Annotated in this window: 25 protein-coding genes; 7 read left to right on the top strand and 18 right to left on the bottom strand. The window is 32.3% G+C overall.

What is annotated here, in order from left to right; all coding sequences use genetic code 11:
- Positions 1-12: 12 nt before the first annotated feature.
- The 9 genes from LQ617_RS06575 to LQ617_RS06535 all read right to left on the bottom strand — a co-directional run bounded on the left by LQ617_RS06575 (position 13) and on the right by LQ617_RS06535 (position 9,348).
- Positions 13-552, bottom strand: coding sequence for a GNAT family N-acetyltransferase (locus LQ617_RS06575; RefSeq protein ID WP_037589273.1), 540 nt, complete (start codon positions 550-552; stop codon positions 13-15).
- Between the two features lie 68 nt (positions 553-620).
- Complete coding sequence (locus LQ617_RS06570) at positions 621-953, bottom strand: DUF779 domain-containing protein (protein WP_025904728.1); 333 nt, start codon at positions 951-953, stop codon at positions 621-623.
- Entirely contained in the window at positions 954-2,474 is a 1,521-nt protein-coding gene (gene exaC / locus LQ617_RS06565; protein WP_037589274.1) for an acetaldehyde dehydrogenase ExaC, read from the bottom strand.
- A gap of 669 nt (positions 2,475-3,143) precedes the next feature.
- Positions 3,144-4,715: a GldG family protein gene (locus LQ617_RS06560; protein ID WP_239740030.1), complete on the bottom strand. Its 1,572-nt coding sequence runs from the start codon at positions 4,713-4,715 to the stop codon at positions 3,144-3,146.
- Positions 4,716-4,801: 86 nt separating this feature from the next.
- Positions 4,802-5,095, bottom strand: coding sequence for a hypothetical protein (locus tag LQ617_RS06555; RefSeq protein WP_037589276.1), 294 nt, complete (start codon positions 5,093-5,095; stop codon positions 4,802-4,804).
- 68 nt (positions 5,096-5,163) lie between these two features.
- Positions 5,164-6,015, bottom strand: coding sequence for an SA0632 family lipoprotein (locus LQ617_RS06550; protein WP_239740029.1), 852 nt, complete (start codon positions 6,013-6,015; stop codon positions 5,164-5,166).
- Between the two features lie 70 nt (positions 6,016-6,085).
- Positions 6,086-8,128 carry a cation:proton antiporter gene (locus LQ617_RS06545; protein WP_037589278.1) on the bottom strand — a complete coding sequence of 681 codons (2,043 nt, stop codon included), beginning with the start codon at positions 8,126-8,128 and terminating at the stop codon, positions 6,086-6,088.
- A gap of 18 nt (positions 8,129-8,146) precedes the next feature.
- Positions 8,147-8,584, bottom strand: coding sequence for a GNAT family N-acetyltransferase (locus LQ617_RS06540; RefSeq protein WP_204173348.1), 438 nt, complete (start codon positions 8,582-8,584; stop codon positions 8,147-8,149).
- 11 nt (positions 8,585-8,595) lie between these two features.
- Positions 8,596-9,348, bottom strand: a complete 753-nt coding sequence (locus tag LQ617_RS06535; protein ID WP_206166406.1) for a sulfite exporter TauE/SafE family protein — start codon at positions 9,346-9,348, stop codon at positions 8,596-8,598.
- A 144-nt stretch (positions 9,349-9,492) separates the two neighbouring features.
- Here LQ617_RS06535 and LQ617_RS06530 point away from each other — a divergent pair, with 144 nt between their 5' ends.
- Entirely contained in the window at positions 9,493-10,176 is a 684-nt protein-coding gene (locus LQ617_RS06530) for a DUF1129 family protein (protein ID WP_037589281.1), read from the top strand.
- A 446-nt stretch (positions 10,177-10,622) separates the two neighbouring features.
- On the opposite strand, the gene LQ617_RS06525 is transcribed toward LQ617_RS06530, so the two are convergent.
- From LQ617_RS06525 to LQ617_RS06500, 6 genes are all read right to left on the bottom strand, one after another.
- A complete protein-coding gene (locus tag LQ617_RS06525) occupies positions 10,623-11,138 on the bottom strand; it encodes a hypothetical protein (RefSeq protein WP_239740027.1) in 516 nt (171 codons plus the stop codon).
- A 57-nt stretch (positions 11,139-11,195) separates the two neighbouring features.
- Complete coding sequence (locus LQ617_RS06520) at positions 11,196-11,723, bottom strand: GNAT family N-acetyltransferase (RefSeq protein ID WP_107572590.1); 528 nt, start codon at positions 11,721-11,723, stop codon at positions 11,196-11,198.
- A gap of 115 nt (positions 11,724-11,838) precedes the next feature.
- Complete coding sequence (locus LQ617_RS06515; RefSeq protein ID WP_025904717.1) at positions 11,839-12,543, bottom strand: amino acid ABC transporter permease; 705 nt, start codon at positions 12,541-12,543, stop codon at positions 11,839-11,841.
- Positions 12,544-12,548: 5 nt separating this feature from the next.
- Complete coding sequence (locus tag LQ617_RS06510; RefSeq protein WP_037589283.1) at positions 12,549-13,244, bottom strand: amino acid ABC transporter permease; 696 nt, start codon at positions 13,242-13,244, stop codon at positions 12,549-12,551.
- 11 nt (positions 13,245-13,255) lie between these two features.
- Positions 13,256-14,083: a transporter substrate-binding domain-containing protein gene (locus LQ617_RS06505; protein WP_107565337.1), complete on the bottom strand. Its 828-nt coding sequence runs from the start codon at positions 14,081-14,083 to the stop codon at positions 13,256-13,258.
- Positions 14,084-14,093: 10 nt separating this feature from the next.
- A complete protein-coding gene (locus tag LQ617_RS06500) occupies positions 14,094-14,837 on the bottom strand; it encodes an amino acid ABC transporter ATP-binding protein (RefSeq protein ID WP_103362168.1) in 744 nt (247 codons plus the stop codon).
- Between the two features lie 190 nt (positions 14,838-15,027).
- On the opposite strand from LQ617_RS06500, the gene LQ617_RS06495 reads away from it, so the two are divergent.
- The 3 genes from LQ617_RS06495 (at position 15,028) to nfsA (ending at position 19,516) form a co-directional block, all read left to right on the top strand.
- A complete protein-coding gene (locus LQ617_RS06495) occupies positions 15,028-16,311 on the top strand; it encodes a homocysteine synthase (RefSeq protein ID WP_037589286.1) in 1,284 nt (427 codons plus the stop codon).
- A 1,065-nt stretch (positions 16,312-17,376) separates the two neighbouring features.
- Positions 17,377-18,567, top strand: a complete 1,191-nt coding sequence (locus LQ617_RS06490) for an MFS transporter (protein ID WP_239740025.1) — start codon at positions 17,377-17,379, stop codon at positions 18,565-18,567.
- A 193-nt stretch (positions 18,568-18,760) separates the two neighbouring features.
- Positions 18,761-19,516: an oxygen-insensitive NADPH nitroreductase gene (gene nfsA, locus LQ617_RS06485; protein ID WP_239740024.1), complete on the top strand. Its 756-nt coding sequence runs from the start codon at positions 18,761-18,763 to the stop codon at positions 19,514-19,516.
- A gap of 53 nt (positions 19,517-19,569) precedes the next feature.
- Here the strand turns inward: nfsA and LQ617_RS06480 are convergent, their stop codons facing one another.
- Together LQ617_RS06480 and LQ617_RS06475 are read right to left on the bottom strand one after the other, a co-directional pair.
- On the bottom strand, positions 19,570-20,247 hold the full coding sequence (locus tag LQ617_RS06480) for an ABC transporter ATP-binding protein (RefSeq protein ID WP_107565335.1): 678 nt from the start codon (positions 20,245-20,247) through the stop codon (positions 19,570-19,572).
- Positions 20,248-20,249: 2 nt separating this feature from the next.
- Positions 20,250-21,302 carry an ABC transporter permease gene (locus LQ617_RS06475; RefSeq protein ID WP_239740022.1) on the bottom strand — a complete coding sequence of 351 codons (1,053 nt, stop codon included), beginning with the start codon at positions 21,300-21,302 and terminating at the stop codon, positions 20,250-20,252.
- Between the two features lie 179 nt (positions 21,303-21,481).
- Between LQ617_RS06475 and LQ617_RS06470 the strand changes: the two genes are divergently transcribed.
- The gene (locus tag LQ617_RS06470) at positions 21,482-21,901 is read left to right on the top strand and encodes an OsmC family protein (RefSeq protein ID WP_037589290.1); all 420 of its coding nucleotides are present in this window, start codon (positions 21,482-21,484) and stop codon (positions 21,899-21,901) included.
- 55 nt (positions 21,902-21,956) lie between these two features.
- On the opposite strand, the gene LQ617_RS06465 is transcribed toward LQ617_RS06470, so the two are convergent.
- Positions 21,957-22,856, bottom strand: coding sequence for a DNA-3-methyladenine glycosylase family protein (locus LQ617_RS06465; RefSeq protein ID WP_239740019.1), 900 nt, complete (start codon positions 22,854-22,856; stop codon positions 21,957-21,959).
- A 136-nt stretch (positions 22,857-22,992) separates the two neighbouring features.
- Here LQ617_RS06465 and LQ617_RS06460 point away from each other — a divergent pair, with 136 nt between their 5' ends.
- Both LQ617_RS06460 and LQ617_RS06455 read left to right on the top strand, forming a co-directional pair.
- Positions 22,993-23,892, top strand: a complete 900-nt coding sequence (locus LQ617_RS06460) for an ABC transporter substrate-binding protein (RefSeq protein WP_107576910.1) — start codon at positions 22,993-22,995, stop codon at positions 23,890-23,892.
- Positions 23,893-24,989: 1,097 nt separating this feature from the next.
- Positions 24,990-25,547, top strand: a complete 558-nt coding sequence (locus LQ617_RS06455; protein WP_239740017.1) for a TetR/AcrR family transcriptional regulator — start codon at positions 24,990-24,992, stop codon at positions 25,545-25,547.
- Positions 25,548-25,602 lie beyond the last annotated feature (55 nt).

The following is a 25,602-nucleotide window of genomic DNA, read 5'->3' as shown; positions in this document are numbered from 1 at the left end:
ATCATCTACTCCTTACAATACTTTATGATATAAAACATGTGCTGCTAAATCATCATCATGTATGACTTTTGGATGCAAGAAATTCCTAATATGGTTCATTTCTAATTTTTCCATAACTCTTCTGGAAGGTTTATTAATTTCCGACGTAAAACTATACACTTCATCAATACCTTTTGATTTAGCATATGTTAATACCGCTTCCGCCGCTTCTGTTGCTAACCCATTACCCCATACATCCTTATCCATTCGCCAACCTATTTCATAAAAAGGTAATTCTGGGAAACTTAATTCGCTACCTTCTGGAATATAATTCAAACCTACCATACCGATAAAGCTTTTAGTTTCTTTTAATTCCACAGCAAATAAACCAATTTCATGTTGATCGATGACTGATTTCATTTGGTTAATCGTATTTTCAGTCGCACGATAGCTCAATATATCTGGAAAGTATCTTCTCACTTCAGGACTTGCATTCATACTTTGAAATAATGCAACATCCTCATCTTTCCAATTTCTAAGTATTAAACGTTTTGTTTCAATGTAATGTTTCATTTCATTCACCCAACCTTTATCATATTCAAAAAAGGATGTACTAATATTTTAGCACATCCTTCAAAAAATTATGATCTTACTGAACTCCTAATGTGAAACCTCTTCCCAGTTGGGCCTTCTATACTAAACATACCGCCTCTTCCATCGACAACATCGACTTCTAAATTCGTATGTTTCCAATATTCATATTGCTTATTATTCATATAGAATGGGACACCTTCAATTTCACCTAATTTCACATCTACATCTCCAATAATTAATGTTCCTTCAACAAATAACATTGGAGAGCTACCATCACAACATCCACCTGATTGATGAAAAATAAGGTTTTCACCATGTGTTTTCTTTAATTCTCTAATGAGTGATTTGGCTTTTTCAGTAGCAGTGACTTGTTCAGTCATTTAGAACAGTCCTGCAGGCTTCTCGTCATAACTCACGAGTAAGTTTTTAGTTTGTTGATAATGTTCTAACATCATCTTATGGTTCTCACGGCCAATACCACTCATTTTGTAACCACCGAAAGCAGCGTGAGCTGGATAAGTATGGTAGTTATTCACCCATACACGACCTGCTTGGATACCTCTACCAAAGCGATATGCTTTATTTTGGTTTCTAGTCCAAATACCTGCACCTAAACCATATAAAGTATCATTCGCCATTTCTAATGCTTCTTCATCATCTTTAAATGTTGCTAATGATAATACTGGTCCAAAGATTTCTTCTTGGAATATTCTCATATTTTGTGTGCCTTTAAATATCGTTGGTTCAATATAGAAACCATTTTCTAATTCTCCAGCTTCTTCTCTTACATTACCACCAACTAATACTTCTGCACCTTCTTGTTTACCAATGTCTAAATAGCTCTTAATTTTTTCAGCTTGTTCTTGTGAAGTTTGTGCACCAAGCATTGTTTCTGGATCTAGAGGATTACCTGTCTTAATTTGTTTTACACGTTCGATACATTTTTCGATGAATTTATCATAAATATCTTCATGTACCAATGCTCTTGATGGACATGTACATACTTCACCTTGGTTAAGTGCGAACATTACTAATCCTTCAACAGCTTTATCTAAGAAGTCATCATCTTCATCCATAATATCTTTGAAGAAGATATTTGGTGATTTACCACCTAATTCAAGCGTTACTGGAATTAAGTTTTGACTCGCATTTTGCATGATGATACGACCAGTAGTTGTTTCACCTGTAAATGCAACTTTATTAATATTTTCATGTGTTGCTAAAGCTTGTCCTGCTTCTGCACCAAAACCATTTACAACATTAATCAAGCCTTCTGGTAATAAGTCTTGAATCATTTCAATAAGATGTAAAATAGATACAGGTGTTTGTTCTGCTGGTTTAAGTACAACAGCATTACCTGTAACGATTGCTGGCGCTAACTTCCAAGTAGCCATTAATAACGGGAAGTTCCATGGAATAATTTGTCCAACTACCCCAATAGGTTCCTTAAAGTGATACGCTACTGTATTGTCGTCAATTTGAGAGATTGCCCCTTCTTCTGCTCTGACCACACCAGCAAAGTATCTAAAATGATCCACAACTAATGGTAAATCAGCTGCTAAACATTCTCTAATAGGTTTACCATTATCAAATGTTTCAATAACTGCTAATTCTTCTAAATTTTCTTCAATACGATCGGCTATATCTAAGAGTAATTGCGAATGTTCAGCTGGCGATTTTTTCGCCCACTCAACTTGTGCTTTATGTGCTGCTTTAACTGCTTCATCTATGTCTTCTTTTGTAGAACGAGGAATTTTTGCATATACTTCACCAGTAACTGGTGATCCATTATCAAAGAATTCTCCATTTTTAGGATCCACCCATTTACCACCGATAAAGTTCTGATACTTGTCTTTAACTTTGTATTTTGCATTTGCTGCAGTTGGATATTCAAAAGCCATATTAAAACGCCTCCCTTAAATTAATTACACTTTAATTTTAATCTAGGAAAACGCTTACATCAAATAAAATGCATTTTACATTATTAATAAAAATTTAAATAAAAAGTTACAAATATCTATATATAAAAAGCGTCTGGAGCATAAACTTATGCCCAGACGCTTAAATGTCGTTATATGAATTTTATTGAGATAGCGCTAAATGTCAGAATTCTGAATTCTGGTAATTAGACTGCTGTAACTTCCATTATTTCGAATTCTAGTAGTTAGAATGCTGTAACTTCCATTATTTCGAATTCTGGTAGTTAGAACGTGCTAACTTCCATTATTTCGAATTCTGGTAGTTAGACTGCTGTAACTTCCATTATTCCGAATTCTGGTAATTAGAATGCTGTAACTTCCATTATTCTGAATTCTGGTAATTAGAACGCTGTAACTTCCATTATTCTGAATTCTGGTAATTAGAACGCTGTAACTTCCATTATTTCGAATTGTGGTAATTAGAATGCTGTAACTATCATTACTCTGAATTGTTGTAATTAGAGCCCCCCTTTACGGACATTTCTCGGAATTCTGTCCCTAACAACGACTCTTACGGACATTTCTCAGAATTATGTCCCTAACGACACCTCTTACGGATATTTCTCGGAATTCTGTCCCTAACGACACCCGTTATTGTACGTTCAATGTCGTTTTAGCTATCACGTTGCCGCCTGATAAGACTTCAACTTCTACTTCGTTATCCGCTTCGTTTGCTATTTTGGATTTAAAATACCAATCGGTTACACCGTTTTTAATTTTTGGTGATACTGAACTTGAAACACCTGGTGCTTGTCCGTCGAACATACCTACTTCTTGTCCGTCTTTATTTTTGATCGACAACTGGAATTTATGATTTACTAATTTCGATTCATCGACATGGACTGTTATTTGAAATTTCTCTTGTTTCTGAACGGATGATGGCATTTCAAATGTACCTTGGTCACTCTTAGATGTTTGATCATTATTTTGTTCTTTTGAACGAGGTGTAGTTGATTGATTATCTTTATTATTCTTACTTTCTGAATTGGCACCATAACTTCCAGATGCATAAGTTGATGAATCATACCATTTATATCCTTGTTTAGGTGTTCCCCAAGGTTCTTTTTCATTTTCTCTACTGTTCTCCGGTTGTTCAAAATTTAACAACTGCGTTTTTTCATCAAGTTGAACATTCATAGATGATAAATCTTGTTGGTCATCTTTTTTATTTAACCATTCTACAATTTGCATAATCATTTTTTGGTTATCTTCTTCTTTAAATCCATCATAAGTCTTTTTAGTTTCACCGTTGTCTTCACGTTTATACTTTGGTGACTTATCTTCTACCATTGAAGAATCACCTATAAATGCACCTTTACCTTTAGATACTTTACTCACAGCAATATATGGACCTTCATTGCGGCCACCACCATTGTATATACCTTGGTCTACAGCATGATTCCATGCATCATCTTTTGATAATTTAGGAACAAAAGCGACACCTTTTGCTTTATTAGGATCTGTAATGGCGATTGTTGAACCGGCATGCATTGATACCGCTTTGACACCTTTAGTAATTCCAAAGCTATCTTTTTCATCCGCTAAATCATCTACTTTAATGTTACCTAATGCATTGTATCTAAATCTTAAGCCAAACACTTCATTTAAAAAATCTCTACTTTGAACATTTTTCATCTTATCTGACGAGCTTTCCTCAGCGTTCATGCCTTTTGTAGGATTATCAAACGCACCTCTTCTATAACCGTTCATCACTTCTGAAGAATCATATCGATTAAAGTTTCTATCGGCATTATAATGATCACTAATCATTAAGATACTTCCACCAGACTTCACATATTGCTCTATAGCATCTTGTTCACTCGCTTTAAGTGGATTATTAGCCTCTGGAATAACAACGACTTCATATTTTTTCATCTTGTCATAATCTAATAATTGGTTATACCCTAAATCTGTTACTTCATAGTTTTCTTTAGTTAATGCATCAGCAAAATCAGAAAAGCCACCATTGATGACCCAATCTGCACTGCCCGCTGTTTGACCATGTGCACTATCAAACAAGACTTTCCCTTTAATGTCATCACTTTTAGGTGATAATATAATTTTTCCATCTTTGCCTTCTTTCTCAGTTGCGTCATTTGAACAACCCGCAATAACAAAGACAATCAGTGTTATTAAACTCAATATCGACAGTTTAGACTTCATTATATTTCTCCTTATGTATAAAATATGGAGCGAGTGAGAAATCTTTTAAACTTAAAAGATTTCATCATCCCGCTCCGTTATGTGTTCTATGCTTTTCTAATATATGTTAGCAGTTTAATTGTTACAGGATCAGTATCATAATTTTTAAAGCCTCTAGGAACTTCAATCGTTGCATCAATCAAATCGTTAACATCATTAAAACGATATGTGACTTGATTAATATTAGATTTGCGATTAAAATTTACTGCTTCTGATGGCCAACTTCTAACCTCACCTGTTGTTGATTGTAATGTTCGACCTGTGATTGTTTCGATTTCATGACCTAATTCTAATAATGTCATTTTTCCGCCTTCAATCAGAACAAATTCTTTTTCGTGCACGATGACATCCCTCTTTTCAAATAATCCTTTGTTGTTTATTCCCTAATACAATTCAATCTAAACGCGACTTATAAATCTAATTTAAATGATTTTACTTTATCAGTTGCATCATCAAATGTAGCTGATTTACTTACACCACCGTGTATATTAAAAGTAGCACGTTTATTTTTAAGCGCATCATAAGTTTCATGAGAAATTGGAATAGATTTTAAACTTTTTGTCTTTTCACCAGGCTGATATTCATCTGTATTTTCTTTAGACTTTTTCATGTACTTTTCATTATGAGAATCTGGTATAAATGATGCATAATCAGATCGTTGTTTATGACTGCCATCTTGAATAGATGCCGTATTATCATAGTATAGCTTATGATTAGAAGTATTTTCAGTTAATACTTCATACATCACGACATAACCATTTTTCGCACCGTTAAACAGTAAGACCTGTCCTTCAGGCATGTTATGCACTTGGAAAATTTGCAAATGATCAATATTGACTTTCATGCCACTATCTTCAAATTGAAAATGTTTATCTTTAAGATCATGAATGAGTTCAACATCTCCATTTGTTGACGTTCGAATTGTATTAGGAAATGGCTTTTTTGCTGAGTCCTCTTTACTTTCAGCACTTGAAGTTTCTTTTTTGTCTGAAGAATCTTCTTTGCTACTTTTAGATTCTTCTGTATCTGATTGATTACTTTTCACTTCATCTTCAAGTTTTTTTAATTGTTCTTCTTTATCTTTAATACTTTCTTTTAACTTTTCATTTTCTTTTTCTAAAGACTTTTTATCTTTTTGATAATCTTTAGTCGATTTCTCTAAAGATTTAATTTCTTGTTCTAGATTTTTCTGTTCATCATCATTGCCACACGCTGCTAGAATAATTGATGAGCTCACCATAAGTAAAAGTGCCTTCTTCATAGGTGTCGCCTCCTATATATAGTCTTAAACATTTTACCACACAACATGTAAGCTATCTATTGAAAACAAACTATATGCTGTTACCGAGAACAATCATTTCATCATAATTAACAGATTCTCTTAGTTTGATTGCCATTGAACGACTGACTTTACCTTCTTCTGTTAACTGATTAATCATTTCTCTTTGAATTCTTAATGCGTAAATTTCCATTTCTGTATATACAGCAGTGTGATTACCTTTAAAGTAATCAGGCGTTAATCTTTCAACTTTGTTTAAGTAAGAATCACATACAATACTAATTTCAAATTCATTGTTGTCATTCATTTCTTCGGTTAATCTTTTAACAACATTGAAATGCACTTCTTTACTGATAAATCTCATTTCTTTAATGTTACTTTCAATTGAAAGTGAACTTGTAGCATTGATGAATGTTTTAATTTTTCTACGTCTAACAAATAATTTCAACATTAATTTCACTTTTGTATATAATGAAGCATTTTTAAATGTTGATGAACGTTCAGTAATTTGTCTGTAGTTATCAAATGTACTTTGAGATATTTTATTTTCTTTAATAAGTTTATCCAACGTATTGAATTCTGTATCAATCGCAATGCGTTGCATACGTTCTAACTCTTTAATATCTTCGTCTTTTTCTTCATTTTCTCTTAAGAATGATAATTGCATATGATAACTACGTGTGATTTTACCGTAAATATAGCTTGTTTCTTTACTGTAAAATTCTTGTAGATTTTCTAATGCACTTTCAATTAATAAAATTTTCGCTTCGTTAAATGTTAATAAACTTTGATCTTTCGGTTTAGCTTTTGGTGTAACGAGCGGCAATATTAATTGCGCGAGCACAAGACTGATTAAAATAACACCAGTTGCGATAAACAATAGATGATCGCGATAAATAAAATCAGTGTGTTCTGACAATTTAAATGGCAACATCAATGCGATTGCTAATGAAATGGTACCGTGAACACCACAAATCGTCATAATAAACGCATATTTAAAGCGATTTGGTTTATCTATTTCTGACTCTGGCGCAATATCTTTACCCGTATTTAACATTTTAGAAAATCGACTTTCTGGTAAATAGAAATATGGATATGAAATAAGCACCCAAATGTATCTAAATAGATACACTAATGCAGCTACAAATAGTGTAATACCAATAACATGCATAATTTCATGTTGTGGTTCTTCTAATATATTAATCATGACCTCAGGTATTAAGAAACCTAATAAAATAAATACAAAACCGTTTAATAAATAACTCAGTAAATCCCATGTATGATTATATGTTACTTGCTCTTTCGTCGTTGCTTGAGCAATTCTGTCTTTTTCAACACCGTGAATTAAACCTGCAACAACTGCAGCAATAATACCTGATGAATGGAATGTTTCAGCAATAATATAAACTAGAAACGGCGTAATAACCTGGATGAACGTCAACATATTACCGTTATTAATCCCATTTCGAGTTAAATAAACACGTAACTGTACAACACCATAACCAATGATAAGACCAACAATTGCGCCTCCGATTGCAGTTATGAAGAACTGGCCAACTGCACCAGTTAATGAGAATGAACCACCTACTAATGCGGCTAAAGCAATCTTAAATGACAAGATACCCGCAGCATCATTTAGTAAAGATTCACCTTCTAATATAGTCATAGACCCTTTAGGCAATAATTTACCTTTCGCAATAGCTTGAACGGCTACCGCATCTGTAGGTGACACGATTGCACCAATTGCAAAACATGCAGCTAATGGTAATTCTGGCCAGATAATATGTAATAAGAAGCCGAGACCAATAACTGTTGAGAATACAAGCACTAATGCCATTGACATAACAGGTTTCAAATATCTCGCTAAATGGAAACGTGATACCGAAATACCTTCTAAAAATAGCAATGGTGCGATAATTCCTACCATAAATACTTCTGACTCAAAGTTTAATTCAACTGGAATTGGAGATAAGAATATAACAAAACCAATTATGATTTGAACAAAACTTAAAGGTATCTTAGAAATATAATGATGTATGATTGAACTTAGGATGATACCCATGATGAACCATAAGAAACCTTCAAATATGGCCATAAAATTCCTCTCTTCTGTTTAAAATAACTTTTTACGCATAATAACTTTTTCAACTTCGTAGTCCATTGATTCATTTATTTGAATCATTGTTTTATTGTGAGCATGGACTGTTGAAACAATGGAATACGCACCCATATCTTTCGCCCACTTTTCTATTTCTCGTTTCAAAGCGGTTGCTATACCTTTATTTCTATGACTTTTCTCAACGAGAAGGTTGTATATCTTAACCTCTCGATCATGAACATTATATTTCGCCCATATAAAACCGATGCATTCATCTTGAATTAAAGCACCTTTCAAAACACTATTCTCATATTCAAGAGACCGCTTTATCGCTTCATATTCCAATGATGTAGCAAGTTTCAAGCTTTGATTTTCATCTTTAAATGATGAAGCAGCCATTTCACTAATGCTATATATCGTTGCGTCATCTTCTATATTTTTTATGACAACCATTTTTAACCTACCTAATTATTCTCGATTAATAATTTAATTGCTAAAATGAATATAATAATAAACATTATGATTTTTAGTTTCTTTTCAGGTAAAGAAACTGTTAAACGACCACCTATAAAGCCACCTAATCCTGAACCAAGTGCTAAACTTATGGCAAATGGCCAATTAACATAACCTTGAAAAATAAAAACAAAAGTAGATAATGATAAGTAAATCGTTATAACTAACGTCTTCATACACTGAACTTCAGCATAAGTCAGTCTTGGCATAATTAAATTTAAAGCTATAATAAATAAAAATCCTACAGCAGCTTGAACAATGCCACCATAAATACCAAGTGCTAGAAAAACAATAATGAGAAGTACAATTCTAAAGACAGATAATTTTTCAGATTGTTTTTGTGTATCTTTCCATCTGGTAGGAATAATCATAACGATTAAAACGAGAAGCATAATAATACCTAACATGCGGTTAAAGACAGCATCCGGGAGATTTATAGCGAAATGAACGCCAATGAAAGAGCCAATAATAGCAGGCACACTTAACATTAAGCTCAACTTAACATTTTTCATGCCTTTTATATAAAACACATATAACGCTAATAAATTTTGAACTAAAATCGCAACCCTGTTCGATGCGTTCGCAACAGTAGTTGGTAGTCCAAAAAATATAAGTAATGGCAAAACAATTAATGAGCCACCAGCAGACACGATATTAATCGTTCCTGCAAAAACCCCTACTAAAAAGATAATAAATAATGTCATGATCTCCAAGACTACACCACCTGTTACATTTAATAATATCGAAAAATGAATCATCTGTAAAAAGTATAAACCTCAAATTTGTAATGTTTTTATTAGAAAATACTTGTTAAAATAAAATTATTGATAACAGAAAGGAAAACGCTGATGAAAAAATCAACACGCGACCTTATAATTGAAAACAACGTAAAACGATTAAGACTCAATAGTCACGATAGAGAAGTTTACGAAAATTATATAACATACGTACGTGCAAATTTGAGCATCAATGAATATGACTCAGAGAAAATGTTGCTCAATATACTTAATCATTTATTAAGCGCCGAAAAAGATGGCATGCATGCCATGGAATTTTTTGACCACGATCCAAAAAAACATGCCGACACGATGATTAGAAATATGCCAAATAGAACATTCCAGAATATATTTAAATTTATCGGATTACACATCCTTATTTTGTTAGGTGTCTTCTCATTTATAAGAGGATTCACAGGATTCTTCACACAAGTTGAATTCACATATCTTTACACATTCCTCATCACCTTTGTAACAGGATTTACGATGATTTTTATATTTATATGGATGATATTTAAAGTCGTTCAAATACGAATATATAGCGAATCCAATTGGACAACCATGATTACTAATATATTGATATTCGGAACATTAGTAGTGACGATACTAGCCTTTTATTTACCAGGCGTCTATTTACAATTAGGACCTAAAATATATACATCAAATTGGGCATATATCATACTTTCATTCATATTAACACCACTCGGATTATATATAGATCACCACAGAAAAATAGACCAACCCGATTCAAGGTAGATGACAAGCGAGCAGAGCAAGCGGAACCATCGTTGATTATGGTTCCGCTTGTTTCATTTAATGTGATAACAGGAAATTACCAGGCCGATAATTTATTTTATCGGCCTGGTAATCCTGTTTTCGGGTCGATAAATTTTTTTATCGGTCCATATTTCTCGTTTCTGGACCGGTAATTTTATTTATCGGTCCACATTTCTCATTTCTGGACCGGTAAATTTTTTTATCGGTCCATATTTCTCATTTCTGGACCGGTATTTATTTTTATCGGTCCATATTTCTCATTTCTGGACCGGTATTTATTTTTATCGGTCCATATTTCTCATTTCTGGACCGGTAATTATTTTTATCAGTACATATTTCTCATTTCTGGACCGATAATTATTTTTATCGGTCCATATTTCTCATTTCTGGACCGGTAATTATTTTTATCGGTCCAGAAAGTCACCTCATATAACAAAAGTACCTATAAATAGAATTAAAAATATCAATAGCGTTTCAATATTTATAAAAATCACATTAGGTCTAATACCTTTCTTGTGTCTTGTTAAATAATTTATAAGGATGCCAATATAATAGACAATCGTTATACCCCATATTAGAACTAATAATCCTATTCCATAGTCATTATTTTGAATTAAATGTATGCCTAATAGTAATAACCATACTGATTTCATTACATTACCAGCTACCTCAAATGGATCAGATACAATTTTGAACATTTTATCTATGGTTTTTGTTTTAAACAAATTCGTATATGCTAATAAATCACAAATCACTTGTAGGAACATCGATACACTCATCAGTATTGTAAATATCAATCCTAATATCAATACAATGCCATTTAATTCCCCTTCAAGTTTTGCATAATAAATTAAGGGAATTTGGCTAAAACAGATAAAGATTACTGTAAACATCGTATGAATAATATAGAATTTTTCATTTTTAATTAAGTAATTAGCCAATATTAACAAACATATATAAACACCCAACCCTACTACCACCATGCTACTCACCTGTCTTTAATAGTTTTCGTTTACGATGGCATATAGGTAATGGTCTTTCCATTCGCCATTGATTCTTACGTTAGATCTGTTTAGTCCTTCGCGTGTCATGCCTGCTTTTTCTAATACTCTAACTGAACCTATATTTGTTGGTTGTACGCCCGCTTCAACTCTATGGAATCCTAATTCATTAAATGCGATACGAATGACTTCTTTTGCTGCCAATGTTGTAATACCTTTTCCGTTATATGCTGCGTCTAATGCATAACCCATCATACAGCTCTGAATATTGTGTCTAACGACTGCAAATAAATCTATCGTTCCGATTACTTTATTATCTTCTTTATGTACAATGACATAGTGATAACCCTTATCTTCAGTCATATCTTGTAAATGTTTATCGATAATTTTTCTATAATTATAGAGCTGGTAGTCTGAATCTTTTCTGTCTGCTGCTGAATATGATTCAAATAGCGCTCTATTACGTACATCTATATCTAATAATTCACTTGCGTCGTTCATTTCTACTGGTCGGATTTCAATCATGGTGCACCCCCGATATTTATTTATCTATTAGTATACACTTATACGATGTAAAGTTATAAAAAAACAAGGTCATAGTTAAAATTTCCTAGGAAATGATAATCTATGACCTTGCGCTTTATGTTTGATATAAATATTTTCCAACTCTGTTTTCCATCTTGCCAAAAATCCATTCGAAAAAGATAGCCATAATCCAATATATTGCACTAGCTATAATATAAACTTCAACAAAACGATAACCATCGTTAGCAATAATTTGGCTGATTGCGAGTATTTCTGTTACTTGAACAACAAACGCGATTGCTGTTCCTTTAATTAAAGCAATAAATTGATTACCTAAGTTCGGAATTGCATAACCTAAAGCTTGAGGTATCACAATTCTCATAAGTATATGACGTTTTCTAAGTCCTACTGTAAGTGCCGCTTCTATTTGTTTATCATCAACACTTCGTAAACCACCACGCATCACTTCTGTTAAATAAGCAGCTGAATGTAATGTAAATACAAATAATACGATTGCTAAAGGATTTATTCCATCTGGATTAATATTCAAATGCCACATTTTGTTTAACCACTCTATGACTACAGGCGTCCCATAATAAAAAGCAAACAACTGAACGATGAGTGGAGTCGATCTGAAGAATGAAACAAATATGACAATGAGTTGATTAATAACTGGATACTTAGCTTGTCTTATTAATGCAAAAGCAGTACCTATCACTAAACCAATTACCATACTGACTACTGCTATTAATAACGTTGTTGGCACACCTTTTAAAATATCTCCAACATGTTCATACATAAAAGGAAAATCTATCGTCAAATTGCTCACCTCATTTGTTCAGTTTGATATGGAATATTGTATTTCTTTTCTAAAAGCATCACGATAAATTCGACTATGATACAGATAACCCAGTAAATGATACAAATCGCGACATATACGGGAAACATACCTAGTCCGTAGTTATTACCGATAATTAAATTTACTTGTCCCATCATGTCGATTAAACCGATTGTAAACGCTAATGATGTGTCTTTAATCAGTTCTATAACTTGATTACCGATGTTTGGTAAACTATTTCTAAATCCTTGTGGAATAATAATTCTTAATAAAATTGTACGATCATTAAGTCCGACTGTTTTCCCCGCTTCAATTTGTCCTTTATCAACAGAGTTATATCCAGCTCTCATCACTTCTGATAAATATGAACCAGTATGCAGCGTGAATGTCAAAATAACAAAGAAAAGTCTACTAAAATGATTAATATCAATGTAAATCCACTGCAATATGATCGGTAACGCAAAATATACTAAAAATAGTTGTAATATAAGTGGCGTACTTCTAACAAAGGATACATATAATTTTACGATTTGGGATAGTGCAGGTACTTTTTTGATTCTAATAACTGCTAATACTAGCCCCAATATCATCGCAAATAAAAGAGAAAGAACGGTTATTAACAATGTTATTGGTAGTTTATCCAGTATTTGCACAAACAAATCTGGCCAAGTAGTTGTTCCCATATGTCTCCTCCTTATAAGCGGTCTTTAATATCATTTAATGACTCTTTATCATCAAATATATTAAATCCAAACCATTTTTTAGATAATTCCTCTAGCGTACCGTCTTCTTTTAATTCTTTAGTCGCTTTGTCTATATCTTTTTGTAATTGCGTATTTTTCTTGTTATATAAAATATGAACAGATTCTTTTGAAACAACGCCACCAACTTTTACGTCAGCATTGAGCTCTTTTTGAATCGCTTGGTAAGTTGTTAAGTTTAAGAACATGGCATCTCTTCTTTTAGATTCAATCATTTTGAAATTCTCACCATTTGAAACTTTATGAATTTCATCAATGTCGATTTGATTATTATGTGTCTTGTTGTAACCTGTTAAGATTGAATATAAGCCGCCACTCGGTGACATAGGCGTCAGCCTTTTATGTTGTAAGTCATCTAAAGTTTCAATATCATTTGTATCGTTATGTACAATAAGCGTTGTTAAAGAATAAACATAAGGTTCTTTCTGATATAAGAATTTCTGCTCTCTTTCAGGCGTTTTGAAGAACCAATTAATACCCATATCAAATTTACCAACACCAATACCGACAACGTTAGATTCTTCTTCTCCGAATTCATATTGAAAATCATACTGCGGTAATTTCTTTTCAAGTTCTTTCATGTAATCCATATCGTATCCGACTGGTTTATTATCACTATCTGTATATAAATAAGGTGGATTAACTTCTGCAGATAAAGCTACTTTAACTACTTTTTTACCGTTATTTTCTTTCGTGATTGTGCCGCAACCAGATAAAGAAATGATGAGCATCATCAAAATCAATAATTTAATATACTTCATTCTTTACCTCCTACAATCCGACTGGTGTTAAACGACTTAAGAATCTTCTCGTACGTTCAGACGCTGGATTATCAATAACGGCTTCTGGTGTCCCACTTTCAATAATTTCACCTTTATCCATAAACACAACTTGATCAGATACTTCTTTCGCAAATTGGATTTCATGGGTTACAATAACCATCGTTCTACCTTCGCTTGCGATTTCTTGAATAATATTTAACACACCTTGTACAGATTCCGGATCAAGTGCTGAAGTCGGTTCATCTAATAACAATACTTCAGGTTCGATACTGAGTGCTCTCACGATACCAACTCGTTGCTGTTGTCCACCTGACAATTGAACAGGATAAACATCTGCTTTATCATCTAAAGATACTTTCTTAAGATACTTCATAGCTTTTTCTTTAGCATCTTTCTTCTTCATTCCTTGTCCGTATATTAAACCTTCTGTAATGTTTTCTAAAATCGTACGGTTTTTAAACAAATTATAGTGTTGAAAGACCATTGCAGATTGACTTCTTAAGCGTGTAACATCCTGTTTTTGATAATTTTCTACATCGAACTTACAATTCCCTAGTTCGATCAATCCTTTATATGGTGTTTCAAGCATATTTAAACTTCTTAGTAGCGTCGTCTTCCCCGATCCACTTGGTCCAATAATTGTTGTGACGGTACCTTTTTCTTGTTCAAAATTTATATTCTTCAAAATTTCTTGTGTACCAAATTTATGATACAACCCTTCAACTTTAAGCAAGTCATTCACTCCCGAACGTAATAATATTTTGAATTTATCACAACTATTCTTATAAGTAAAGTCGGTTTTAATCTAAAATTGCATTTTAAAAGGCTTTATGAAATTTTCTTATCTTTTAACTCGGATTTAATTGAATTTTTTAAATTATCTGACTATAATGACATATATAACTTTAGGAGGGATTATTTTTATGACACAAGAAAATTGGAATAAAGAAACTTTAGCCATTCATGGTGGACAAGTACCTGATCCTGTAACAGGTTCTACAGCTGTACCTATTCATCAAACAACTTCATATACGTTTAAATCTACTGAACATGCGAAGAACTTATTCGCTTTAGCTGAAGAAGGTAATATATATTCTCGAATCATGAACCCAACGAATGATGTATTCGAGAAACGTATCGCTTTATTAGAAGGCGGACTAGCAGCATTAAGTGTTGGTAGCGGTCAAGCAGCCATTACGTTGAGTATATTAAATATTGCAGAAAGTGGCTCTGAAGTAGTCGCATCTACCAACCTATATGGTGGTACATATAATTTATTTGCTGTAACTTTAAAGAAATTTGGCATTAAAGTTCACTTTGTAGATCCAGATGATCCAGCAAATTTTGAAGCAGCAATCAATGAAAATACGAAACTTATTTTCGCTGAAACAATTGGTAACCCACGTATAGATGTATTAGATATTGAAGCTGTTGCTAAAGTTGCACACGATAATGGTATTCCATTAATCGTCGATAATACATTTGCTACACCTCACCTACTACAACCAATTAAATTTGGTGCTGACATCGTTGTCCATTCTGCGACTAAATTTATTGGTGGTCACGGTACATCAATTGGTGGTGTGATTGTAGATAGTGGTCAATTTAACTGGGATAATGGCAAATTCCCTGGATTAGTTGAACCTGATCCAAGTTATCATGGTGTATCTTATGTCAATGACGTTGGTGCAGCTGCATACATTACGAAAGCACGTGTACAATTATTGCGAGACATTGGACCAGCACTATCCCCATTTAATGCACAACAATTCCTAATCGGACTTGAAACTTTACATTTAAGAACAGAACGTCATTCTGAAAATGCTCAAAAAGTTGCAGAGTTTCTAGAAAATCATGAAAAAGTAAGCTGGGTTAATTATCCTGGTCTTAAATCTAATCAATATCACGAACTCGCAACTAAATACTTACCAAATGGCCAAGGTGCTATCTTAACATTTGGTGTTAAAGGTGATTCAGAAGCTATTCCAGAATTTGTTGAAGCACTGAATTTATTCTCTTTATTAGCAAACGTTGGTGATTCTAAATCACTTATCATACATCCAGCAAGTACAACACACCAACAATTAACAGACGAAGAACAACTTGCATCAGGCGTTACAAAAGACTTAGTCCGCTTATCAGTAGGTACAGAATCTAGCGAAGACATTATTAAAGATTTAGAACAAGCGTTAAATAAAATTAAATAAGTTTCACTTAATAAGCGTTTAGGATAAAATTACTAACTCAAATTAAATACCACCTTATTTACTGATTTATTCAGTATATATAAGGTGGTATTTTTTTAAATCTACGATTTTGTTCGTGCATGCTTGCCTAGGGTATGGCTCGAGCCTGTAGTCTCTCACTCATACTATTCCCTCAGGCGTCAGCACTTTACAAAATCGCTGCAAATTTTCACTGTATTTTTCCTTTCTAGAATATTTCTACCCCAGACTTATTGATCGTTATATTCAGTTCTCTCAATCTGTAACACTGAGATACATTGGAATTAATCAGGATGTTGTTAATGAATCAATTGATTTAGCAATGCAAAGTATATACGATTAAAATTCAGAAAATTCATTTTTTTCAAATAAAATCGATAATTTATATTTACTTTTATTCCCTACGGTTATAATATAAAATCATAAGTTACATAATATGTAAATTATGTATATATTATGTAACTTAAATAAAGGAGATTTTATAATGATTTTAAAACTAATAATACTAATATACAGTATTTAAAATATACTTGTTTCTATACTTTCAATAAAAAAGAATTTACCTATTTTAAATATATCTATATTCATTGTTGGTTCGATACTTATGATTTACTCTGTGTGGGGTGACTTTTCTCTTAATAAAATGATTTCGTTACTAATTGGATTACTATTAATACAGTTAGGGGCTGTTTTAAATGGTAATTTTTTAAAAGGAAAATTTTCTTTGGCACATCAAATTATACGTTTAACTATCTCTCTGGTTATTATATTTATTTATTGGAGATTAATGTGATGAGCTATCTATTAATTAATTAAATTCTATATAAATCTGTCTTAAAAAAATTTGATAGTTTTTCGGATATTTTAGATAAATTTCCGGTTAATTATAGTTATGGTGATGTAGATATTAATGAATATGATATGTATTTGTTAGAAAAAGATCCAAATCTAAAATTAGAAATATGGAATAATTTTAAGGATAGCAATTTAATATTGTCAAATAAGGTTACCTTTGTGTAAATATTTTATGGAAGGTTTGATACAAACATGTCTAAATTTGTAAAAACACTTTTGTTTACTAGATTTGTTAGTGTTCTAGCAGATAGCATGTCTTTAGTAATTTTAAGTATTATATTTGCAGAAAAAGGGGGGGTGCAATATTTAACATTTTTTTGGATTATAAGACTAACAATGCCCTCTATAATTGGTTTGATTTCTGGTAGCATCGTAGACAGAACTAATCATAAATATACACTTATAATTTGCGAGTTAATAAAAGGCATATGCCTTTTATCATTCATGTTTTTTTTAAATAATAACGAAATATATATTTTTTTAATTACAATACTGTTTTTTTCATTATCACCGTTTATTTCAGCTTCAATAAACCCACTAATTACTACATTTACGAATAAGTCCAATAGACATAAGGTTAATTCATATAGAGCAACTATATCATCTATAGCATATATATTGGGTCCTATAATTGGAGCATTTTTAATCAGTATAGATATAAAATATACATTTGTTTTTCAATTTGCGTGTTTCATGTCTTCTGTCTTATTAGTTTCGTTCATAAGATATAATAATCATCCAAATTATAGAACTTTTTACAAAAAGGGTATATCTTTTAAAATATTATTAAATGATATAAAGTCTTCATTAGTATATATAAGTAAAACTCAAATATTGAAAATTTTATTATTATGTGATTGCTTTTTTGTTTCTCTAAGTGTTTCAATTGACTCTTTTGAAATTGTTTATTTGAAAGAATTATTTAATGTTACTGATAAAGAATATTCTCTTATTATTTCTTATTCAGGATTGAGTTTTGTATTGGCAGGAATTTTAAATGCAAAGTGTACTAATAGACTTTCTGTAAATTTTTTATTCAAAATAGGGCTTATAATATCAGTTATCTCATATATTCTTTTTACTATAGCACCCGATAAGCTAGTTATATATATTTCCTTATTTATATTAGGTTTTGGATATACTACCTTAACGTCTGCTATAAACACAATCATTCAAAATGAAGTATCTGTTGAATTTCAGGGAAGAATATGGAGTCTGATTGATACATTACCGCAAATAGCAACTTTAGTAGCTATCTTATTATGCAAGTTAACTATTGACAGTATAGGTATCAAATTTACCTTTAATATTATTGGAGGAATAATGTTCATTTCTCTATTTCCTTTATTATTAATTAAGTTACCTAAGAGAGAAAATATATAATCAGACAAAAAGAAAATTCTGGATTTATTTATGAGAATTTTGGAAGAGAAGTAAAATCACTAAGTAATGATACTTTTAGAAATCATTGGCAACGCTCTTATTTATTTACTCTTTAAAGCACGTTATATGAATATTTTTAATATTTTTGATAACATTTATATATCATAAGTATTATAAAGGAGCACTGAACACAATGAATCAAAGCGTATTTGACTTAACTCAACAGCACCGATCTGTTAGACAGTTTAAAGATGAACCTCTTTCTAAAGAGACTGTAGAAAAATTAGTAAAAGCAGGACAAATGGCTTCAACTTCAAGTTACGTTCAAGCTTATTCTATTATTGGTATTACAGACCCAGAAATTAAACAAGCATTAAAAGAAGTATCAGGACAACAACATGTTGTCGATAACGGTTATTTATTTGTGTATGTGATAGATTATTACCGTCATAGTTTAATTAACCAAGAAACACAAGGCAATATGCAACCTAGTTTTGAGTCAGCTGAAGGCTTGCTCGTTGGTACAATAGATGTTGCACTTGCTGCACAGAATGTAGCTTTAACAGCTGAAGATATGGGGTTAGGCATTGTTTATTTAGGATCATTACGTAACGATGTTGGTCAAGTGAGTGAAATATTAAACTTACCTGAGCATGTCTTCCCACTATTCGGTATGGCTGTCGGTGTACCAAGTGATGACGATCAAGGGTCACCTAAGCAACGCTTACCATTTGAACATGTCTTCCACGAAAATCAATACAATGCTGACAAAGAACAACAACTTAGTCAAATTAAACAATATGACAAAGACATTCAAGAATATTATGAAAAACGTACCCAAGGCAAGCGCTCAGAATCTTGGTCAGAACAAATTAAGAATATGATGAGCAAAAAAACAAGACCAGATATTCTAGAAAAATTAAATTTAAAAGGATTTATTAAAAAATAAACATACAAAAAGCGACTGTGAGATGATTAATAATCTCCAGCCGCTTTTTCTAATTATGATACTTGTTCCTCAATTCTTCCGTCACTTAATTTAATCACTTTATCTGCAAATTCAAATATTCTTTCATCATGTGTAATCATAATACCAATTGAATTATTCTCTTTTACACTATTTTTAATCATTTTTGCTACTTCTATTGCACGTTTTGAATCTAAACTTGCAGTAGGTTCATCTGCTAAAATCATTTTTGGATGATTCATCCAAGCTCTCATAATTGCAACACGTTGTTTTTCTCCGCCTGACAATTCATTTGGATATGATTTAAGTCGATGAGATAAACCAATTTGTTTTAATAATTTTTCAGCTCTTTCTTTAGCATCTTTTTTACGCATGCCAGCCATTTCTCCAACATAAACAAGTTGATCTGTGACATTTAAATATGGTATTAAGTGCGATGATTGAAAGATAAATCCAATTTGATTCAATCTCATATCTGTTAATTTTTTATCTGATAAGTCTACATAATCTAAATCATCTAATGTTATTTCTCCTGAGCTTTTGCCAAGTAATCCACCAATAATAGAAAGCAATGTAGATTTCCCTGAACCAGAAGCGCCATTCAAAATAACAAGCTGTCCTTTTTCTGCTGTAAATGTAATGTCATTTAATACTTGTGTTTTTGCTTCATTTTCTCCGAATGATTTTGTAACATGTTCAACAACTAATCCCATTATTATTCTCCTCCTATAGCTTCAAGTGGTTCGATTTTTGTCACTTTAATCAGTGATAGTACTGCGCCGATTATTGAAACAACGATGAATACGGCTACCATTAACATCATTAAGTTTGCGTCAATATAGAATGGCATTGAAACTGGCATCACACTGTTGATGATAAATATAACGGCAATGGATAAGACCACGCCCACTAATGTAATCATCAGAATTTGCAGCATTAATGATGCGATAAGTGATATGTTTTTTGTACCGATTGCTTTTAAAATACCAAATTGGCTTGTTTTTTGAATTGTCATAACATAGAAGAATGCCGTAATAACAATCGCTGAAATAACGAATAAGAATACAATCATCAAGTTCAATGGTTGTTGTTCTGCGTTATAACTTGGAATGGCATTTAACATGTCATCTTGTGAAATGACTTTAACATTGTCTATGTCGTTGATTTCATTTTTTTGATGATCATTCAAGTTATCATATGCAATGACTGAAATATGATGACCTTTCAACGCATCCATACCATTTTCATTTACATATGCCATTGATGTATGTGAGAACATGATATTATCAGCGAATCCTGAGATTTTATATGATTGATCGCCTTCTGATAATTTAATTTCGTCCCCTACTTTAAAGCCTTCTGCTTTTAATTTTTCATTCAATAACACTTCGTTTTTATTTTGAGGTAAATGTCCTTCTGTTGGTTTCGGTTTAATGTTATTTGTCATTTGTGTAAACATTAAATCTGTTTTCCCGCTTTTAGTATCTATTTTTTGCATTGCTGTTTTGATTGTGTCGCCTTTAGCGATTGTATTAACAGCGTCATCAGTTTTAGTCGTAATATTAGACTGACTCAAGTTATTGTCAGCATCACTGGCGATTACGTACGTACTTTTATTCCATTGTTCAATTCCCGATACATTCTCTTTAGCTAACCCTTGTGCTAAAGCTGATATAAATAACACTAAAAATGCTAATAAGAATAAAATTAATGTTACGAGTAGATATTTAAATTTGTAATAAGTAAGCTCTTTAAGTGCTAGTTTCATGTCTATCCGTTCCTCTCTCTTTAATGTATATACATATCATAGCGAGGCAATATGAACTGAATATGAACAAAAAGACATAAAACAAATTTTTTTATTTTATGAATGATTATGGGAAAGACGATTTACTAGTCTATATTATTTGAAGTTGATACAATTTAGAAAAAGAGGAGGAGAGCTTAATGATTAAGTCTACTTGGCAAGGTAAGAAAACTTTTAAAGCACAATCCAAATTTGGCCATGACATCATCTCTGATGCACCAACAGAATCAGGTGGAGATGACAACGGTCCATCTCCTGTTGAACTTATGCTAAGCGGTTTAGCTGGATGTACTGGAATTGATGTTACCAATTTAATGAAAGAACGTTTAGCACAAGTTACGAAATTAGAAATTACTGTAGATGATGAAAGAGAAGATACAACATCTCGAGCAGTGAAACATGTCACATTAATCTTTGATGTTGAAGGTGAAGTGGATTTAAAAAAATTAAAGCGTTCCATAAAACTGAGTGTCGAAAAATATTGTACGGTTGCACATTCTTTAAAAGCAACAATTGAACCGAAACTTATCTTTAATGGTGAAGAACAAACTTTAGACTAAACAATAAGAGTTGGATGAAATACCCTATTTATCGTAGAGATTTCAATCCAACTCTTTAATTTTGAATATGTGGTGCTCGCCATATATAAAATGTTGCATATGAACTCCACTCATGCCAACCTTCATTCAAACTCAACATTTGTTCTTTAGATGGTTTCTTACCTAAATTCAAGATGTCTTTCAATGCGTTTTGTAAACCAACATCCCCGATTGGAAAAGCATCCTGAACACCTAACGCACGCATCATAACATAATGTGCTGTCCAAGGACCAATCCCTCTATTTTTAATAAGTGTACGCTCAATTTCATTTGTATCTTCAATATCCAACAACATGTCTTTAGATAACATTTGAGAATGCATTCTTTTCGCAATATCTATTAGATATTCTGCTTTTCTTCTTGAAAATTTTAAATCCATTAACTCTTGTACAGAAACATTCGCAATCACTTCAACTGTAGGATGGATATAATAAGCTTTATGATTGTAAGTTATTTTTTCGCCATATGTTTGAACAAGTCTCTTTTTAAGTTGGTATGCAAATGTTAAATTAATTTGCTGTCCAATTATGCCCCAGGAAATAGCTTCAAATAAATTTGGAATTCTAATCAATCTTAAACCATATAATTCCTGGATTAATGGCTTTAGTATTTCATTTTTTCTACCATATTGGTAAAACGATGATAAATCTGCTGAGAAATCGAACCATTCTTCTATATATGCAATTATTTTTTCAGTAAGTGTAGGATTTACAGAAACATCATTTAAAATCTCAACAATTAAGTAATGGTGATGATAATAAATACACATCAACAGTCGCTCGCCATCTAAATTAATCGCACGATAAATTTTATGATCTTCAACTTCAAATAACACTTCATTCTCATCTCTTTTTAAATAATCTAAGCATTTTTCATAGTCGAATATTTTGGGACATTCTATTCTAATTTCATGCATGATACATCACCTCCATCGTTACAGTTTATTATCCATTATTTACAATTCATAAACAAATTTAAAATAAAAAAATGGATACTATTTAACAAATTAACATGATATAATTGAAAGTAATTATCACTTAGGAGAGAGAAAAATGACAAAAAAATTACTTGTATTCCTCGCTACATTGTTACTTGTACTAGCAGCTTGTGGCAACAAAGATGATGACTCATCTAAAAGCAAAACGCACAAATATAAAACAGATGAAGGTAAAACAGTTGAAATTCCTAACAATCCAAAACGTGTTGTCGTATTAACAACTAACCAAGGTAACTTCCAAAAACTTGGTGTTGATCCAGTCGGAACAGATGCTGATTTCCCTAAATCAAAATATGTTGACGATAAAGACGGGAAGCGTGTTGGTTCTGAAGATGTTGAAGCTGTTACAAAGCTTAAACCAGATTTAATCATTACTTATAATGCTAACCCACAAATTAAAAAATATGAAAAAATAGCACCTACTGTACCATTTGACCACAGTAAACGTACTTTTAAAGAAGTGCACATTGAAATCGGGAAATTATTAGGTAAAGAAGATAAAGCTAAAGAACAAGTTAAAGAATTAGAAGATATCATGGCTAAAGACGGGAAAGAAGTTCAAGACAAAATTGGTAAAGACAGCACAGTTTCTATCATGGAAGTTGGACCTAAAGAACTTACATTAATCGGTAAGAACTTTGGTAGAGGTTCAGAAGTCATTTATCAAGGATTTGGATTTAAACATCCAGAAGCAGCACAAAAAGATATTCCTAAAGAAGGTTGGTTAACAACATCATTCGAAAACTTTAATAAATACACTGGTGATTATTTATTAATCCCAACTGAAAATGGAAAAGCACCAAGTTCTTCATTAACTAAAGGTAGCATTTGGAAAAACACACCAGCAGTTAAAGAAGATCACGTGTATTACTATCCAAGAAATGAATTCATGTATTCAGATCCAATTTCAATCGAAAAACAATCTAAATACTTCAAAGATATGTTAACTAAATAATAAAGCAGAGACTAGGTCATAGTGACCTAGTCTCTTCTATTATATATGGGGGTTGTTAAATATGTACGTAATGGCGGGCTTGTGAACACTTTCTGCCAAACTTGTTCATAACGATGGCTTTGTGAACACTTTCTGCCAAACTTGTTCATAACGAGGGCCTTGTGAACACTTCTGGCCAAACTTGTTCATAACGAGGGCCTTGTGAACACTTCTGGCCAAACTTGTTCATAACGAGGGCCTTGTGAACACTTCTTCCCAAACTTGTTCATAACGAGGGCCTTGTGAACACTTCTTCCCAAACTTGTTCGTAACGAGGGCCTTGTGAACACTTCTGCACAAACTTGTTCATAACGGTGGCCTTGTGAACACTTCTAGCTAAACTTGTTCATAACGGGGGTCTTGTGAACACTTCTAGCTAAACTTGTTCATAACGGGGGTCTTGTGAACACTTCTGCCCAAACTTGTTCGTAACGGAGTTGTTAATTACAAAACTACTGAGAATTGTTACTATAGACCTCCTTAATTACAAAACTCCGCTGAAGTGTTACTATGGACCGCCTTAGTTACAAAAGTCGCCTGAAGTGTTACTATGGACCGCCTTAGTTACAAAACTCCGCTGAATTGTTACTATGGACCGCCTTAATTACAAAACTCCGCCGAAGTGTTACTATAGACCTCCTTAATTACAAAACTCCGCCGAAATGTTACTATGGACCTCCTTAATTACAAAAGTCTGCCGAAGTGTTACTATGGACCTCCTTAGTTACAAAACTCGGCCGAAGTGTTACTATGGACCTCCTTAGTTACAAAACTCCACTGAATTGTTACTATGGACCGCCTTAATTACAAAACTGCGCCGAAGTGTTACTATGGTTAGCCATAATTACAAAAGTCTGCCGAACTGTTACTATGGACTGCCTTAATTACAAAAGTCGCCTGAAGTGTTACTAACACACTCGTTATTTTCACTTCTCACTAAAACTGCTAATAACGGCACGCTCATATACAAAACTCATATCATCTGTAACTCACAGCCTCCCTATTTGCATTTCATAATTTTTATGCATACACTGTATATTAAAGGAGTGGAATTCATTTTGACTAAACAAACGGATTTACGCGTGATTAAAACTAAAAAAGCACTCACTGAAACATTAATCTCGATTCTTAAAGAGAAGAATTTCTCTGAGATTACTGTAAATGAAATTTGTCATGCTTCTCTTATACATAGAACAACATTTTACAAGCATTTTATGGATAAGTTTGATCTCTTACAATATGCATTAAGCGAATATACAAAAGATTTCTTTGAATTAGATTTATACGACCGTCTACATCATCCATTTCAATCGATGGAAAAGGCATTTATCAGTGAGTTAAGTGACGTATTTGAAAAGCAAAAAGATAATAGTGATACTGCATTTATGGACGAAATCGCTAAGTACTTTATTGAAGTATTCAGCAAAGATTTTAAAAATAATATCGATATGGTTTCAACACCAGAGCATTTACCTCAATCTTTACTACCTTTTATTTACGCTTCTAATTTAGCTGGTATTATACATTGGTCAAAGTCCACAAACAATGATTTAGACTATGAAAAGCTTGATAAAATTTTTAACGAAGTCAATATTATTGGATTGCATAACAGTTAATCAATTTCATCATTTGTATTTAAAAAAACCTTTCAATTTAGACCTGTTATGGTCT

It is taken from the genome of Mammaliicoccus sp. P-M59 (assembly GCF_022386135.1).
In the GTDB taxonomy this organism is placed as follows: domain Bacteria; phylum Bacillota; class Bacilli; order Staphylococcales; family Staphylococcaceae; genus Mammaliicoccus; species Mammaliicoccus sciuri_A.
The sequence above is the reverse complement of the archived record's forward strand: the minus strand, read 5'-3'. Positions and strand labels throughout refer to the sequence as shown.